The following is a 15,398-nucleotide window of genomic DNA, read 5'->3' as shown; positions in this document are numbered from 1 at the left end:
TTTTCCCTTTTGATGTATGGGGCGATCGATGGGACTTGAACCCACGAGTGCCGGAGCCACAATCCGGTGCGTTAACCCCTTCGCCACGACCGCCATGGACACAATCAGATCAGGTAGCGGCGGAGGGAATCGAACCCCCGACCTTTCGGGTATGAACCGAACGCTCTAACCAGCTGAGCTACACCGCCAAACGCTATGGAGCGGGTGATGGGAATCGAACCCACGCGACCAGCTTGGAAGGCTGGAGTTCTACCATTGAACTACACCCGCAAAACAAAAGCACGTCCACTCGCACGCTTCTGCGACCTACTCGCCAGCGCAAGTGGCTTCGCGAACTTCTGGCTCATCTTGCGCCCAGAGGTTCTTTTCTGCATTTTATTGTAACACACGTGAAAATAAAGTCAAGAATAGCGAAAATAGACCCGCAAGACCCGTAACCCGTAGCCAAGCCCGCTTTTGTTACGAGTCCTGTGGAGCAACAGCGCACAGCAAGCTATGCCGAAACATTCAGACAGAATCGGCCTGAGGAACGATCCGGTACACACAGCGATTATGCCCAGCCAAAATATGTTCGTCCCGCGTTATCGTCAAGCCAGCGCCGAGCACGGCCTGAAACATCTCCAGCTCCTTGTTGCACAAGCCGGAACAGGCTCTCGCCGCCTCGCAGATCGGACAGTGCTTCTCGACAAAATAAAACGAGCCGTCTTCGTTGGCAATGATCTCTGCCATATAGCCTTCATCCGTCCGCGATTTGGCCAAAGCAAGCAATTTTTCCTGCAACGGCAAGCTAAGCGGCGCCTTGCTCTGATAGTCCAGCACTTGCTTGCGGTTGCGAATTTCAATCAGCTTCTCCAAGCCTTCCTCGCCGAAAGCTTCCTTCATCGATTCGATCAAGCTGACAGTCAAATCGGCATAGCCGTCCGGAAACAGGCGGTTTGCCTCAGAGGTCAACGCCCACATTTTGGCCGGTCGGCCCATTGAGCGCGGTTCCTCGGAAAAAGTGACGAGCCTTTGCTCTTGCAGGTCGTATAAATGCTGCCGCACCGCCATGGCGGTCACCCCCAGCTCGCTCGCCAGCTGATTGGCGTCCATGGCGCCGTTTTGCTTGAGCAGATTGATGATCGACCGCCTCGTTCTTTCTGCCCCGTCTTTTGCATTTGTGTTCGACTTTTTCAATCCCATCACCTTCAAAATTCGGACTGTCTAGATTATAAAGAAAAATATTGACAAAGTCAAAACGCAGGTATAATTTGTTAATTAAAGAAATTTCTTTACAAAGTATCCGGATACTTGGCCGCTCTGTTTACAATCCGCGAAGGAAGGTGACCAGCTTGTCTGCACAAAGCATTTTTGGCCCGCGTTATCTTGCTTTATCGATTGGGATCATTTTGTCAGCGATGGCGATCGGTTTCGAAGGATTGGCCGTCACAACAGTCGCTCCGGTCATTGCTGGCGATTTGCAAGGGATTCATTTGTTTGGCTGGATATTCAGCGCTTATTTGCTGGCGCAAATTGTCGGTACGCTCGTGGTCGGCCGTCAGATTGACCGAAAAGGGCCTGCCCTGCTTTTCACCATCGCGGTCGCTTTGTTCGCGCTCGGACTCGTCGCAGCCGCCATCGCTTCCAACATGTACGTCATGATCGGTTCGCGCGTCTTGCAAGGTTTCGGTGCGGGAGCCATGTACACTTGCATGTACACGGCCATCTCGCTGAGTTATCCCGATGAACTTCGCGCCAAAATATTGGGTTCATTAGGCACTGCTTACGTGCTCCCTTCCATGCTCGGGCCCTATGTAGCGGGATTGATTGCCGAACACTTTTCGTGGCGATTCGTCTTTTGGGGCGTGCTGCCTTTCGTGCTTCTTGCCGTGCTCCTCACGCTGCCTGCCTTCCGCAAGCTGACGATCCCCGCTGCTCCAGCGAAAGACGAATCCGGCGTAGTCGGCCTGTCTGTGCTGCTCGCGGTCGGAACCGGGCTGTTTTTGAGCGGGCTTGGCATGCTGCCGCAAGTATGGGGAGTCGCGCTCATCATCGTGGGCCTCGCTTTGATGGTTCAACCTCTCCGCAAGCTGCTGCCCTCAGGAACCTTTACTTTCCAAACTGGCTTGTCGGCTCTGCTCGCTTCCCGCGGACTCTTTTTCGCCGCCTATGTCTGCACGCAAAATTTTCTCGTGCTCGCTTTGACGAAAACGAAAGGGCTTGCTCCGGACAAAGCGGGGCTGATCGTGGCAAGCGCGGCGTTCAGCTGGTGCATCGTGGCGATTTTGCAGGCTCGCTGGGACGCAGCCGATCAAGGTCGCGGACGCTCGAAGCGAATCACGCTCGGGATTTTGCTGATGCTTGTCGGGATCGGCGTCATGCTGTGGGTGCCATCCCTGACGATTGCGATGGCGGTGATCGGGGAAGTCATCATCGGAATCGGCATCGGATTGGCGCATACCGTAAGCGGAACAGTCGCTTTCACTCTGGTCAGGGAAGGGGAAGCTGGTCAAGTATCTGGCAACCTGCAATTCGCGGACTCCTTTACCCCCGGCGTGGCGGTCGGGATCGGCGGAGCCGTAGTCGCCATGAGCCAAACCGCCGGAATGTCCATGGCCGCAGGAGTTACAATCGCCATGGCCTTTAACCTCGCGCTGATTTTGCTCAGTTTGGTGGCGAATGCGCGAACCAGGCAAAGTCAACCAAGCAAACAGACATCTGCCTAGCCTTTTTCCACAAAAAAATCCCCGCTTTCCTGCGTCTGGCAAAAGCTTGCCGTTCACAAGGAAACGGGGTTTTTCATGTCCACATGACGGGAAACTGCTCCAGTGTCAAGACGCTGGTGAATGCATCGTCCAAGTTCCAAAAGCCGAAGCCATGCTCCACTCGGGCTGGCAGCATGGCTTCGGCTTGCTTGACCTGGACTGGCATCAGCAAGAGCAGTCCGGCGGAGAATCGGCTTGGCAAAAAGACAGCACGGCATTTCCGGTCACATCGGCGAAATACGCTTCCACGACGCGGCGAAAATGTTGCGCAGCACGGGAAATATACCGACTTTTGTGCCATAGCAACGTAATCTCTCGTGCCAGCCGCTGATCCTCGATTCGCAAATAGTGGACTTGTTCGTGCAGGCTCCTCCCTGTGCACGGAATAAAAGCGATGCCGATCCCTGTTTCCACGAAGGTGACGAGCCTCGCAGGTTCATCGCCCTCGTACACATAGGCAGGCTCAAATCCGGCTTCGTGGCAAACCGCATCCACCAAGTCGCGCGTGGCATACCCCCGTTTGACTCCGACAAACCACTCGCCTTGCAGCTCAGCCAAAGCGACACTTCGCCGTCCAGCCAGTCGGTGGTTTTTGGGCACAGCGACGAGAATCGGATCGAGAAACAATGTCTGGCATTGGATTTCGTCGTCCTGTACCGGAAAAGACGACAGGCAAAAGTCCGCCTCACCGCGCCTGAGCGCCGTCAGCATCTCTTGCGTAGTCACCATTTGGACGTGAAAGTGAATCATCGGCCATTGTTTCCGAAATTCACTCAAAATCCCGGGCAGCGTGCTCGCATTGGTCACCGCCAACTTGAGTGTTCCGTACTCAGCCTGGGTCCAATCGCGAATTTCCCGTTTGCCTTCTTCCAGTTCCAGCAAAGCCCGCTCAGCCCGGAGCAAAAATCGGCTGCCGTGCTCGTTTAAACGCAGCCTTCTGCCCACTCTATCGAATAGCGGAGCCCCCAAGTCCTCTTCCAGCCGCTGAATCGTTTTGCTTAACGACGATTGCGTCACATGCAGGCTTCGGGCAGCCTCGGTCACATGCTCCAGCCTGGCTACCGTGAGAAAATATTGCAACTGCAAAAGTTCCATGCCGCCATCCCCCTTCCATTCATTCCTTTTAATCAATGAAAGTATAGCATCAAATGCGTTGGAATAAATGAATGGTTTCCCGTACGATGACAGCAATAACGTATGGGAGGAACAAACATGGAGATTCGTCAAAAGTGGCTGATGGTCGCCGTCGGACTGGGCATCTTGCTGAATCCGTTAAATTCATCGATGATCGCCGTTGCCATTGCCAGACTGCAACAAGTGTATGCTTTGGACTTTGCTACCGTTTCCTGGATTCTGTTTTCGTTCTACATAACGAGCGCAATCGCGCAGCCCGTGATGGGCAAGGCCAGCGATCTGTTTGGGCGAAAACGCATTTTTCTCGTCGGGCTGGTCATCGCCGGGATCGCTTCGTTGCTTGCCCCCTTCTCCGCCACGTTTGGCTGGCTTCTTGTTTGTCGCATCGGGCAGTCGATTGGCACGAGCATGGTCGTGGCAGTCGGAATCGCCATCGTGCGGCATCATGTTACGGAAAAGCAAGGGACGGCGCTTGGCGTGTTAGCTTTGTTCCAGTCCACGGCGGCTGCCATCGGGCCTTTTATTGGCGGAGTGCTCATTCATTGGTGGGATTGGCCTTCCATCTTCTTTGTCAACCTTCCGTTTGCTTTGGCGAGTTTTTTGCTCGTGTGGAAAATGATTCCGCACGACGAGCCGTCCACGTCCGTAACCCGGCAGCTTTCCTTGCGCCAATGGATTGCGCTGTTGGACATCCCGGGAATTGCCTTGTTCACAGCGGGGCTTGTCGCCTTGCTCATCGGCTTTTTCCAGGCGAAGTCGGCCGGGCCTCTCGCTTATGGCAACGTCATTCTCGGCGGAATCGGCCTGGTGATCTTGGCGGTCTTCATTCGCCACGAGCTGCGGGTATCGTCACCGTTTCTGCCTTTGCGCGCATTCGCCAAATACCGTGCCATGACATGGGTTCATAGCGAATTTGTCCTCGTCAACGTCGTGTTTTACGCGATATTTTTCGGCCTGCCGGTTTATTTGCAAACCGTTCGTCACGTCTCCGAGCTGCATACCGGACTCTTGATGTTAAGCCTTGGCTTGGGTTCGCTGATCGCATCGCCATTAGCCGGACGCTGGATCGACAAGTCTGGACCCCGCCCTGCTTTGCTCGTCTCTGCTGTCTTGATGCTCTTCGGCGCTGTCTGGCTCGCGATGTTGAATCCTGCCTCCCCGGTGATCAGCGTCTGTGTGGCATTGGCAGCGTTTGGCGTAAGCAACGGGCTGAACAGCGTAGGCATGCAGGCCGCCTTGTTCCGCTCCACGCCAAAAGAGATCATTGGCGTCGCCACCGGATTGTTCATGACAGCCCGCTACGCCGGGACGATCCTCGCCTCGCTACTGGTCGGCCTCATTCTTCAGGCAAAAGGGGTTGTACTTTTTGCAGCCGTCCTCTTCCTGCTCGCCTTGTCTCTCTTGTTCATCAACGGGCGACGCAAAAGCTTGGGACAACCAGGGGAATCATAAACATGCGAAAACGGACCGAAACAAAGCTGCTTCGGTCCGCTTCTCATTCCATCTCGCTTGCAAGGCTTTCTTTTCCGGTGGCTGTTTCGCCTATTTCCCCGCCAGCTTGGAAAAGTTGTCGGCAGCCAGGCGGATCGCCAGCACGCTGCCTGTATTCAACGAGTTATCAAACAGTAAAACCTGGTTGTTTTTGACTGCCTTCAACGAGTTCCATACAGCCGATCCTTGCTTGTCCTGGATGGCTGCTTGGGCAGCGTCAAGCTTGTGCTGAATGATGATGTAGTCGGGATTCATTTCCGCAAGGGCTTCCAGGGAAAGCTCGCCCCCCTCTTCCGGGTACTGATCTGGCTTTTTCAGGCCAAATCCTTCTGTCTCGTTGTAGTAAACCGTATTTTTCGTCCCTTGGGCGGTAAAACCGTTTTTGCTGCTCACCCGCAGCAAGGCAAACGTTTTTGTTTTCAGATCGCCCAGCCGCTCTTTTGTTTTGGCGATCTTCTCTTTCGTATCTTTGACGAGCTGTTCGCCCAATTGTTCTTTTCCGATCGCCTGTGCGCACAGCATGGTGGCGTTTTCCCATTTGTCACTGTAGTCAATTTGAATGAAGGGCGCGATTTTCGACAGATCGTCGTACTGGGCATCGCCATGGCCTTTGAAGCTGACAATCAGGTCAGGCTTTGCCGCAATGATCGCTTCCATGTTCAAATCTTTGCCGCTGCCCAGATCGATAATCTCCGCCTTGCCCACATACGGCTGCAAGGTCGCGTATTCTTTCAGCGCACTCTCTGCACTGCCCGAGGCAATCGGCGGCACGTCCAATGCGAAAAAGTAGTCAAGGAACAGAGGATGCAGCACAGCAATGCGCTTCGGCTGCTCCTTGATCGTCACTTGATGACCCGCACCGTCGGTAATCGTCCTTGGCCATTCGCCTTTTGACGAAGAACTCGCGGAAGGCGTCTGCTCCGTTCCCCCTCCAGCGCAGCCAGCCAGCACTCCCATCAGCAAAACTAGCGAAAAAATGATTCCTGTCCATCTATTCATGTCGGTTCCTCCAGCATCGTTTCATTCCTGTATTGAAAACCTGGCCTTGCGCTTTCCGTTTGCTCCCCTGCTTGCCGATCATCCCTTTCTTTTGCCATGGCTGCCCGCCTTGTCTTCCTCAAAGCAGCAGCACTTTCATGACGAGTCCAATTGATAATCATTCTCGACACTTAGTGTAGCAAGGGCGCTCGCAATTGGAAATACACAGAAACCTAAAGGGACATGCACAATTCTCCAAAAACGCCGCTGTTCTGGCGCGACAGACGCGGATCGCCCTTCCGGAAACAGCGGCACTCATCAGGGAGCAAACACTTCGGAATAGCCAAATCGGCCCGTCCTTTTGGAAAAAGGCACGAGCCGATTGGCGAACTATGATGCGGTTGTGTGAATACGGGTTGCGCTTATAATTTGTGCTTGCCCTCCACGAGCATATCGGCAATCAGATTGATTTGCGCTTGGACAGCAATCGGGTCGTACGGCCAAAAATAATCGGTGTCCATCTGGTAGACATGCCCTTTTTTGACGACGTCCAGCGTGTTCCAGATCGGACTCTCCGGGTCAAGACCCGCCTGCTTGCCAGACTCGACAAACAGGTAGTCGCCCGAAAACTCTTTGACCTGCTCCAGCGAAATCGTCATGTTCTCCTTGCCCTCATCGACGAATTTTTGCACCTGTGGCGGCCGTTTCAGTCCGAGGTGCCTGTACATCGCTTCCGCTCCTCGCCACAGACCTTGCCCGTAAACGACCAGCTGCTTTTCAAACCCGCCCATGATCGCCACGGTCGCATTTTCGTCGACGACTCCCTTGATTCTTTGTTTGGCTTTGGCAACGGTGTCGTTGAAGGAGGCAATCCACGCCTCGGCTTCTTTTTCCTTGCCCAAAATCTCGCCAAACGTCCGAATTTGATCGCGTGAGTCTTTGAAGGTCGTATGGACGAAGACGATCGTCGGCGCGATTTTGCTCAACTGCTCATACAGCTTGGGATCATCGCTCAACGTAACGATCAGATCGGGATTGAGCGACAAAATTTTCTCGACGCTGCCGGCGTCAATCGTTCCGATATCCTCGATGCCAGCCGTCTGTGATTTGATATGCGGCGAATCGATATCCCAAAACGGCGCTCCGACAGGCTTGACGCCAAGCGCCAGGAACGTAGCCAAATATCCTTGGGCGACAATCCGCTTCGGCTCAGCGGGAATTTCGATTTCTCCGTTGACGGTCTGTATTTTTCGGGTGGCTGGCTTGCTCGGTTCGTCAGACGCAGCAGCCGTGTCTTTTTGCCCCTCCGGTTGCGGATTTGTTCCTGCGGTACCGCCGCATGCAGCCAGCAACACCGTCATGACCAGCAGCCACATGGCCAATTTCATCAGCGGCCGGGATACTCGCTCGTTTGTTCTGTTCATCCTGCACAGCCCCTTCTTGCTTCATAATGAGAAAAGATCAAAGCAATAACGATAATCATTATCATTAAAATCCGTACTCATCATAGCAAGCTTTTCCACAGGCCGTCTATTTCATAATGTTGCCGCTTTTTATGGATAAATGTTCACTCCGACTCACCAGCGATCAGGCAATTCGTCTGGATGCGCAGTTGCCGCTCCAATGCCATGCCGCCGCTGCTCCAAAATTCGTTCAAGGACAGTCGGTACACCCGTCCCTTTCCATGCATGCTCGCCAATACATGCTCTCCCTCGTCACTCTGGTCGTCGCGGGCATCGATCACAAACATATGGTCTGCCATGTAGTCGGGCAGCCTGTCTTCCGTTATCCAAAGATGCTTTCCTCGCACGAGTACATCGCGGCGCACAGTTTCAGGCGGGCGGATGCCAAGAGCTTCGTACAAGTTAAACGCTCCGCGAGCTGTTTTGTCCCAAATGAAGATGCCGTCGCTACGCCATTCATAGACGGCTGCCGTCTCCCCTCTGTCAATCAATGCGCGCAGACTTTGTCTCGCTTCGTCAACTTGTGCCTGATATTTTGTCAGCCATCGCTGTGCTTCCGATTCTCTGCCAATCAGCTTGCCGATCAGCTGCATTTCCGCCAGAGGGTCCAGCTTGGCCCATTCCAGAGCGAGGACAGGCGCGATCTTCTCCAATTGCTTCATCCGGCCAGGCGTATGGTAAAAGTATGTAGGCGCCAAAATGAGATCCGGTTTCAGCTTGCCGAGCTGTTCGTCATCGTACGCTCCCTTTATGATCGGAACATCGCGCAATTCCTCCTGCAACAGGAGCGAGCCGCGCACCAATTCGGCATCTGTGGCTACAGGCGTGACACCGAGCGCCAGCAAGGCCCCTGCGAATTGAAAGGCCGCGATTTTTTTCGGGGCCGGACGACTGCGAAACTCGCCGGGAGACATGCCTGTCAGCTGCTTGAATTTTCGGCTCAAATATTCGCCGTTGCTGTAGCCAACTTCAAGGGCAATCTCGTTGATCGTCATGGTCGACGCCAGCAAATGCTCTTTTGCCCGGTCAATCCGTACACGATTCAAATATTCGGAATAGCCCCAACCCAGCTTTTTGGCAAACATCGTGGAAAAATAGCTCGTATGAAACCCGGCCAGACGCGCCAGCTCGGAACGGGTAATCGGGCTTCGGTAGTTCTCGTCGATATACGTGATCGCCCTGTGAATGGAAGGCTCCCAATCCAGCTCAGGTGTCGTCTCATAGTGCAAAACGAGCTGCATCAGCTCTTTGAAAAGGTGGTGGTGCCGCTCCGCTTTTGCCGTATGCCCAGACGGATTCGCCTGCAAACGCACGAGTTCGTTCACGAGCACAGTTGCCCGATACGGCAGTTTGTTGGTGATCCAGCCGCTCGCAGGCAAACCGCTGCGATCATTGCGGTACATAATGGTGTCGTCATCGTGCTGGGCCAACCGATAGCTTTCGAAGCAAATGCGGCAGACAGCCGGAAGTTCCGCCCCGTCCCGGACCAACGTGACCGAGTCGCCCGGACGCAAAAACAGCATCCTCATCGACTCCAGCTGTAGCGTTTTCTTGCCATCGTTCACGCGAATCCGGCCCGTCATGGGAGTGAGGATCGTAGGCGCAAAGCACGTAATCTCGATGGACGGCTGCGTGCTTTCCCACTGCATGATGCCGCCTTCTTTCCAAACGTGAAGGGTTGCTTCCATAAAAGGAATGTCACCTCTTTCGCTGCCAGTTCTTCTTTTCTAGTTATACCACAACTCCCGAGTGGCACAAGACGTACGCCAGCAGGAGCAGCTTGAGGCTCCAACTGTAAAAAGCCAATCTTCCTGTTGGGGAAAGTCGGCTATGTTTCTTCTATAGCCTTGCCGTGTTGCCAAAGCAAAGATTGTCGTGCTAGTATACCAATTATTGGATTGACACTTTTTAGCAATAAACCAGCATCTCGTGCAATCCATACTAACAGTACAAACACGCGAAGGTGAACAAATGCTAAAAGTAAACCGCGATGACGCCCGGCCCATCTGGCAGCAACTTTTGGATCAGGCGATTCATAACATTACAACCGGAAAATGGCCGCCAGGCGAGCTGCTGCTCCCGTCCCGCGAGCTTGCTCCATTGATTGGCGTTTCCCGTTCAACCATACAGATCGTTTACGAGGAGCTGTACAGCCGGGGCTACACGGTAACTTCTCGCCGCGGCGGAACGAGAGTGAGCGAATGGATTTATGCAGCTCGTCCGGCAGAGGAGGCTTCGCCCCCGGAGCTTTTTCCGCCCGAGTTGCCTTTATTAAACGATGCGGTCGGCCAGTTGCACAGTTGGTTCGGCGCTAAAGACAATCCAAAAATAGCGATCGATTTCACTCCCCACGAGCCGTATTTGGATGAGCATTTTCAAAGAAATTGGCGGCAATCCTTTTTGCAGGCTGCCACAGAAACAAGCCTGGACAGTTGGGCTTACGGCGATCCTTATGGATTTTTGCCGCTACGGGAGCAAATTCAACGCTATTTGTCGCTCGAACGGGGCGTTCATGTGGATAGCGACCAAATCCTGTTAACCTCTGGCGCACAGCACAGTCTCGATTTGATCGCGCAAGCGCTGTTGCAAGAAGGAGAGACGGTTTCGGTAGAAGATCCCGGCTTCCCTGCTGCCTGGATGGCGATGAAGTATCGGCGTATGCAAGTTGTTCCCGTTCCGGTCGACGAGTACGGACTTTGCGTCGACCATGTTCCCCCTGCGTCCAAGCTTGTGTTTGTTACGCCGTCGCACCAGTGTGCGGTTGGCGTCATTTTGTCGGAACCTCGCAGGCAACAATTGTTGCACATGGCTGCCGAGCGGCGGTCCTGGATTGTCGAAGATGATTACGACAGTGAATTTCGCTATCGCGGTGATCCGCTTCCAACCTTGTTCAGTCAACGACCTCAAAACACGCTGTACATGATGAGTTTTTCCAAAATGGTCGCTCCCGGCATTCGCCTGTCGGCCATCGTTGGTCCCAAAGCGGCCATTCGCCAGCTCGCTCGCGTTCAGGAATTAACCTACCGCCATCTTCCGATCATGGAGCAATTGACGCTTGCTCATTTTATCGAACACGGTCATTTCATGCGCCATATGCGGCGAGTTCGCAATGTGTATCGGCGCAGGCACGAGGCTATGACAAAAGCGATTCTCTCGACGGGGCTTGGCGAACAGTTCACACTGAGCGGCGTGGAAACGGGCTTGCACATGCTTCTTGAAGCCGAGCAATCGTTTGCCGAAGAAGCCGCGACGAACCTGGCGCTCGAACAAGGAATCCGGGTTTATCCGCTCAGCAACTATTGTTTGGAAAGCGACCGGAAAGGTTTTGTCCTCGGTTTTGCCAAAGTAGACGAACGAGCCATTGCAGCAGGCATAAAACGTCTAGCGGGGATGCTTTTATGACGCAAGCATCCCCGCCTGTTTTCCCCTAGTCGTCCTGACGCGCATGTTCATTCCAGTAATAACTGTCCGGCAAGTAACGCTGGCCGAACACTTTCGTTCCTACGCGAATGATCGTAGCCCCTTCTTCAATCGCTACCGTGAAATCGCCGGACATTCCCATCGACAGGATGTCCATTTCGACTCGCGGCAGCTTTTTCTCCCTGATCTCTGTCTGAATCCTTTTTAATAGTCGGAAACAGTGGCGGGTCTCGTCGTTTGTCGCATTCAGCTTTCCAATGGTCATTAAGCCTTTTATGTTTAACGTCTCAAACTGCGCCAATTGCTCGACCAGTTCCAGTGCTGCTTCCGGTGGCGCACCAAATTTGCTTTCTTCGTAGGACGTGTTGATTTGCACCAATATGTTCATCGTCTTGTTCTCTTTAAGGAGCTGCTGGTGCAAAGCTTGCCCCAGTTTCAGACGGTCCACAGAATGAATGAGCGTCACATATTTGACGACGTCCTTCACTTTATTCGTCTGCAAATGCCCGATAAAATGCCATTCCACCTGCTTGTACTGCTCCATAAGCGGAAATTTGCCGCGCAGCTCCTGCGCTTTGTTTTCTCCAAACAGCGTTTCCCCCGCTTGCATGGCTAATTGCAATTTTTCCAGCGGGACGGTTTTGGTCGCCAACAACAGCTTCACGTCCTCAAGCTTGCGCCCCGAGGCTTGGCAAGCTGTTTTCATCTGCTGCCGTACGGTTTGCAGATTCTCCGCAACGAGATTTTCCATCTTCCCTGCCTTCTTTCTGATGAAGATTCGGATGAAGCGTTCCCCCACGCCGGGCAGAGTAGCCTCTGTCTCCTACTTTTCCGAGATTGCCGCGATCAATTGAACGACAAACCGCTGGATTTTCATACCAGTCACACCGTTAGTCCCGGTTTGAACATTTTTTCTTCCTCTATTGGATTTTCTTTGGCGGTGATGTGCTGTGGATCAATTCGATACACCTGCACCGGGCCACCGAATACGGCTGAACGGTATTTGTCTACGTGCTGCTTGGGCAACGGCCGTTTATAGTAACCAGGCACGTATTTATGAATCATTTCTTGCAGCATGTGTGTCGCTTCATCCAGATCGGCGACGGGTTCTGCCTTGCCAAAAACGATGACACTCATATACGCTGTGTCCGTCTTGGCTGGCACCGGATCAGTAATCGTTCCGTATTCCTCGCAAACCGTAAAACAGACCTCCGCATTCGCGCTCATCACCTGATTGCGTCTCCCGCCAGTAGCTCCATGGAAGTAAAGCTTCCCATTTGTCCAAACAAAATTGAGCGGAACCACATACGGCAACTGTCCGTCGACCATGCCAAGATGCCCGATTCGCGCTTGCTGCAAAAATGCCTCAATCTTGCTCTTGTCCAACACTTCTCTTACCTTGTAACGCACTCCATCCATTTTCTTCACTCCTCATGAATTGAATTGATGTATGATGTAGGCAAGTTTAGCAAGTATTGGAGTGAAGAGAAACGTCCATATATGTTGAGTTTGAGCAATCCATAATACATGCAAGTCAGTCCCTCAGTCAGTCGCGTGAACGCACCAAAAGCGGCTTGACACGATAAAGGCGATTGTCCCCCTCTCTGCCAAGCCGCGGTTACAAACAAAACAGCGGGCACTGCTTGCTTTTCCTTCTATCTGACAATCTGACAGCGTATCGCTAACCGAATGAAACATAACATTTCCTTGCTTCACTGCCGGAATCGTTTTCCATATCCCAACCGAGTCAAGTTTCTTTTCCAGCACGTCTGCTTGGGGCGCAAAATTCGTGTATGCGATGATGTCAGCGTCGTACAAGCATTCCCCAATCACTTCCAGCGAAATCGGCGAATAGTAGCCTTCCGATTTTGGATTCTCTCGGTTGAAAAACTCTTTTTCAACCATGGCCGGAGCTTTCATCCCCAGATCTTCATAGATGATTCCTCGCGTTTTGTCTCATACTGTGCGATAAATTCCTTCGCTTGCTCAGGCATTCCGAATACTTCCCCGAACAAAGTCATCCGCTCTTCCAACGTAGACATTTCATTGACGGTCCCTATCTTTTTTCTCCTTTTATAAGAATAGTCGTTGTAATTGAGAATTATTATCAAATATAATGAGTAGCAACGAGCATTATGGACTTGAGCTTGGAGTTGGAAGGGGCTAGGCGAAACGAATGAAACTGGACGATCATCTGTTGCTGTGGAATCAGGCTTCCGTCAAAGTGATGGATATACGGCATAGAAGCATGGAAAGCGGCGAAGAGCTGCTCGACTATCGGCTGCCAGCCAACGCTTTTTTGTATGCGACCCGCGGAAGCGCGCAAGTAAGGCTCGACGGAGTGCCGTACGATGTGCAGCGGTTTCATCTTTTTCACGGGGGCAAGGGCGTTTGCCTCGATATTGCCGCCAAGCAATCATTCGAATATTACATGATTTTGTACAAGGCATCGGCCTCCCTTCCTAGCCGCAAAGAATTGATGCGGCAAGCGGAGCTGGACGATCCGTTTCGCATGCAGTACGGATTTGCGCCGCAATATCCGGTTTTTTTGCTCGATATCGCCGAGCGAATGGCGAAGGAATGGATCGCAGCTGGTCTTATCGACAAATTGCATGTGAAGTCGTTATTTTATCAATTCGTCTACGAAGTCATGCGACAGCTCGACCAGCAAGGAATCGAGCCGATCAAGCCGGACCCGGTCACCCAGGCGGTGCTGTTCATGAACCAGCATTACGCCCGGCCGATTACGCTCGAATCGCTTGTGGAGATGCTCGACTGCAATCCGCGCCAATTTTTGCGCTGGTTCAAGCGACGCTACGAGACGAGCCCGATCGATTACTTAATCCAGCTTCGCATGACGAAAGCGAAAGAACTGCTGCTTGGGACCGATTGCACGCTTAAAGAAATTGCCGAAAGCGTCGGTTACCCGGACAGCTACTATTTCAGCCGCCAGTTCAAAAAAAACGAGGGCGTTTCGCCGACCGCTTTTAAAGAAAAGGCGCTGAAACAGGAGCAACGTCTAAAAAATCCATCCTTCCTGTCCACATCTCCCATTGTTGCGAGAGAGCTTCAACGGTATAGTGTTCATGTAATTGATAATCGTTATCAACATGAGAGAGAGGGACATTTATCGATGCGTAGAAAGACCAGAACATCTTTAGCCGTTACACTGCTCTTTTGCTTCGCTTTGCTGCTAAGCGCATGCTCCGGAGGTACGACAAATCCGGGTACGGGGGCCAGCGGGACGGCAGGACAACAGCAAAATACAGAGGCGACAGCCCCGGCGTCCCAGACTTCGTCGGATAAAGAAGCGCCCCGCGTCATCAAGCACGCGATGGGCGAAACGACAGTGAACGGCACGCCGAAGAGAGTCGTCATTTTGACAAACGAAGGTACGGAAGCGCTGCTTGCTGTAGGCGTGAAGCCGATCGGCGCCGTCCAATCGTGGGTCGGCTCGCCGTGGTACAACCATATCAAGGACGAGATGCAAGACGTCACGGTCGTCGGCGACGAGTTGCAGCCGAATATCGAGATGATCGCAAGCTTGAAGCCGGATCTCATTATCGGAAACAAAGTCCGGCAGGAGAAAATATACGAGCAGTTGAACCAGATTGCGCCGACCATATTCGCGGCTGACCTGGCTGGCGACTGGCAAATCAATTTCAAGCTGTACATGGAAGCGATCAACAAGAAGGACGAAGGCGAAAAAGCGATGGCGGACTTCAACAAGCGCGTTGCCGACGTGAAGGCGAAGCTGGGCAGCAAAGCGGCAACAAAAGTGTCGGTCGTCCGCTTCTCCGCGTCGCAGGTGCGGATTTACCAGAAGCAGACATTCTCCGGGGTGCTGCTCGATCAACTCGGCATCGCTCGCCCGCCCGCTCAGGACAAAGATTCGTTCATCGAAGTGATGACGAAGGAAACGATCCCGAGCATGGACGGAGACGTCATGTTTTACTTCGTGTCGGAGCAAGCCGGGAAAAACGATGCGGCGAAGGTTGTGGAGGAATGGAAAAACGACCCGCTGTTCAAAAACTTGAACGTTGCCAAAGCGAACAAGGTGATCCAGGTAGACGAGGCGATCTGGAACTCGGCAGGCGGCTACAAGGCGGCGAACTTGCTGCTCGATGAGTTGGCCGCTTATTTCGAAGTGAAGTAACATAAACGCTGG

General features: G+C 53.0%; 14 protein-coding genes and 3 tRNA genes. 4 read left to right on the top strand and 13 right to left on the bottom strand.

What is annotated here, in order from left to right:
- Positions 1 to 17: 17 nt before the first annotated feature.
- The 4 genes from EDM60_RS16335 to EDM60_RS16320 all read right to left on the bottom strand — a co-directional run bounded on the left by EDM60_RS16335 (position 18) and on the right by EDM60_RS16320 (position 1,176).
- A tRNA-His gene (locus tag EDM60_RS16335) sits at positions 18 to 93 on the bottom strand.
- 21 nt (positions 94 to 114) lie between these two features.
- A tRNA-Met gene (locus EDM60_RS16330) sits at positions 115 to 188 on the bottom strand.
- A gap of 8 nt (positions 189 to 196) precedes the next feature.
- A tRNA-Gly gene (locus tag EDM60_RS16325) sits at positions 197 to 270 on the bottom strand.
- A gap of 237 nt (positions 271 to 507) precedes the next feature.
- Positions 508 to 1,176 carry a helix-turn-helix transcriptional regulator gene (locus tag EDM60_RS16320; protein WP_122964929.1) on the bottom strand — a complete coding sequence of 223 codons (669 nt, stop codon included), beginning with the start codon at positions 1,174 to 1,176 and terminating at the stop codon, positions 508 to 510.
- Positions 1,177 to 1,322: 146 nt separating this feature from the next.
- Between EDM60_RS16320 and EDM60_RS16315 the strand changes: the two genes are divergently transcribed.
- Complete coding sequence (locus EDM60_RS16315) at positions 1,323 to 2,705, top strand: MFS transporter (RefSeq protein ID WP_307723374.1); 1,383 nt, start codon at positions 1,323 to 1,325, stop codon at positions 2,703 to 2,705.
- Between the two features lie 73 nt (positions 2,706 to 2,778).
- Here the strand turns inward: EDM60_RS16315 and EDM60_RS29455 are convergent, their stop codons facing one another.
- Both EDM60_RS29455 and EDM60_RS16310 read right to left on the bottom strand, forming a co-directional pair.
- Positions 2,779 to 2,910 (bottom strand): hypothetical protein, encoded by a 132-nt coding sequence (locus tag EDM60_RS29455; protein WP_267901837.1) that lies wholly within the window; start codon positions 2,908 to 2,910, stop codon positions 2,779 to 2,781.
- Positions 2,910 to 3,839, bottom strand: coding sequence for a LysR family transcriptional regulator (locus EDM60_RS16310; RefSeq protein ID WP_122964928.1), 930 nt, complete (start codon positions 3,837 to 3,839; stop codon positions 2,910 to 2,912). Before EDM60_RS16310 ends, EDM60_RS29455 begins: the two co-directional genes overlap by 1 nt.
- A 117-nt stretch (positions 3,840 to 3,956) precedes the next feature.
- Here EDM60_RS16310 and EDM60_RS16305 point away from each other — a divergent pair, with 117 nt between their 5' ends.
- Entirely contained in the window at positions 3,957 to 5,330 is a 1,374-nt protein-coding gene (locus tag EDM60_RS16305) for an MFS transporter (protein WP_122964927.1), read from the top strand.
- Positions 5,331 to 5,420: 90 nt separating this feature from the next.
- On the opposite strand, the gene EDM60_RS16300 is transcribed toward EDM60_RS16305, so the two are convergent.
- From EDM60_RS16300 to EDM60_RS16290, 3 genes are all read right to left on the bottom strand, one after another.
- Positions 5,421 to 6,368: an ABC transporter substrate-binding protein gene (locus tag EDM60_RS16300; RefSeq protein WP_122964926.1), complete on the bottom strand. Its 948-nt coding sequence runs from the start codon at positions 6,366 to 6,368 to the stop codon at positions 5,421 to 5,423.
- Between the two features lie 401 nt (positions 6,369 to 6,769).
- Complete coding sequence (locus tag EDM60_RS16295; protein ID WP_122964925.1) at positions 6,770 to 7,771, bottom strand: ABC transporter substrate-binding protein; 1,002 nt, start codon at positions 7,769 to 7,771, stop codon at positions 6,770 to 6,772.
- A gap of 143 nt (positions 7,772 to 7,914) precedes the next feature.
- Positions 7,915 to 9,498, bottom strand: a complete 1,584-nt coding sequence (locus tag EDM60_RS16290; protein ID WP_122964924.1) for a helix-turn-helix domain-containing protein — start codon at positions 9,496 to 9,498, stop codon at positions 7,915 to 7,917.
- Positions 9,499 to 9,781: 283 nt separating this feature from the next.
- On the opposite strand from EDM60_RS16290, the gene pdxR reads away from it, so the two are divergent.
- A complete protein-coding gene (pdxR, locus tag EDM60_RS16285; protein WP_122964923.1) occupies positions 9,782 to 11,212 on the top strand; it encodes a MocR-like pyridoxine biosynthesis transcription factor PdxR in 1,431 nt (476 codons plus the stop codon).
- Between the two features lie 25 nt (positions 11,213 to 11,237).
- Here pdxR and EDM60_RS16280 read toward each other — a convergent pair whose 3' ends face one another.
- From EDM60_RS16280 to EDM60_RS29450, 4 genes are all read right to left on the bottom strand, one after another.
- Complete coding sequence (locus tag EDM60_RS16280; RefSeq protein ID WP_122965465.1) at positions 11,238 to 11,981, bottom strand: YggS family pyridoxal phosphate-dependent enzyme; 744 nt, start codon at positions 11,979 to 11,981, stop codon at positions 11,238 to 11,240.
- A 131-nt stretch (positions 11,982 to 12,112) separates the two neighbouring features.
- Positions 12,113 to 12,649 (bottom strand): pyridoxamine 5'-phosphate oxidase family protein, encoded by a 537-nt coding sequence (locus EDM60_RS16275; RefSeq protein ID WP_122964922.1) that lies wholly within the window; start codon positions 12,647 to 12,649, stop codon positions 12,113 to 12,115.
- A gap of 123 nt (positions 12,650 to 12,772) precedes the next feature.
- The gene (locus EDM60_RS16270; RefSeq protein WP_141254169.1) at positions 12,773 to 13,135 is read right to left on the bottom strand and encodes a TroA family protein; all 363 of its coding nucleotides are present in this window, start codon (positions 13,133 to 13,135) and stop codon (positions 12,773 to 12,775) included.
- A gap of 11 nt (positions 13,136 to 13,146) precedes the next feature.
- The gene (locus EDM60_RS29450) at positions 13,147 to 13,272 is read right to left on the bottom strand and encodes a hypothetical protein (protein ID WP_255679100.1); all 126 of its coding nucleotides are present in this window, start codon (positions 13,270 to 13,272) and stop codon (positions 13,147 to 13,149) included.
- Positions 13,273 to 13,406: 134 nt separating this feature from the next.
- Between EDM60_RS29450 and EDM60_RS16265 the strand changes: the two genes are divergently transcribed.
- Positions 13,407 to 15,386, top strand: a complete 1,980-nt coding sequence (locus EDM60_RS16265; RefSeq protein ID WP_122964920.1) for an AraC family transcriptional regulator — start codon at positions 13,407 to 13,409, stop codon at positions 15,384 to 15,386.
- Positions 15,387 to 15,398 lie beyond the last annotated feature (12 nt).

It is taken from the genome of Brevibacillus parabrevis (assembly GCF_003710905.1).
GTDB lineage: Bacteria > Bacillota > Bacilli > Brevibacillales > Brevibacillaceae > Brevibacillus > Brevibacillus parabrevis.
This window is presented reverse-complemented; position numbering and strand designations above follow the sequence as displayed.

Bases quoted from the DNA above. Each gene is read 5' to 3' on its own strand.
- EDM60_RS29455 (WP_267901837.1), bottom strand. From the start codon at position 2,910: ATGCCAGTCCAGGTCAAGCAAGCCGAAGCCATGCTGCCAGCCCGAGTG.
- EDM60_RS16310 (WP_122964928.1), bottom strand. From the start codon at position 3,839: ATGGAACTTTTGCAGTTGCAATATTTTCTCACGGTAGCCAGGCTGGAG.
- EDM60_RS16305 (WP_122964927.1), top strand. From the start codon at position 3,957: ATGGAGATTCGTCAAAAGTGGCTGATGGTCGCCGTCGGACTGGGCATC.
- EDM60_RS16300 (WP_122964926.1), bottom strand. From the start codon at position 6,368: ATGAATAGATGGACAGGAATCATTTTTTCGCTAGTTTTGCTGATGGGA.
- EDM60_RS16295 (WP_122964925.1), bottom strand. From the start codon at position 7,771: ATGAACAGAACAAACGAGCGAGTATCCCGGCCGCTGATGAAATTGGCC.
- EDM60_RS16290 (WP_122964924.1), bottom strand. From the start codon at position 9,498: ATGGAAGCAACCCTTCACGTTTGGAAAGAAGGCGGCATCATGCAGTGG.
- pdxR (WP_122964923.1), top strand. From the start codon at position 9,782: ATGCTAAAAGTAAACCGCGATGACGCCCGGCCCATCTGGCAGCAACTT.
- EDM60_RS16280 (WP_122965465.1), bottom strand. From the start codon at position 11,981: ATGGAAAATCTCGTTGCGGAGAATCTGCAAACCGTACGGCAGCAGATG.
- EDM60_RS16275 (WP_122964922.1), bottom strand. From the start codon at position 12,649: ATGGATGGAGTGCGTTACAAGGTAAGAGAAGTGTTGGACAAGAGCAAG.
- EDM60_RS16270 (WP_141254169.1), bottom strand. From the start codon at position 13,135: ATGGTTGAAAAAGAGTTTTTCAACCGAGAGAATCCAAAATCGGAAGGC.
- EDM60_RS29450 (WP_255679100.1), bottom strand. From the start codon at position 13,272: ATGTCTACGTTGGAAGAGCGGATGACTTTGTTCGGGGAAGTATTCGGA.
- EDM60_RS16265 (WP_122964920.1), top strand. From the start codon at position 13,407: ATGAAACTGGACGATCATCTGTTGCTGTGGAATCAGGCTTCCGTCAAA.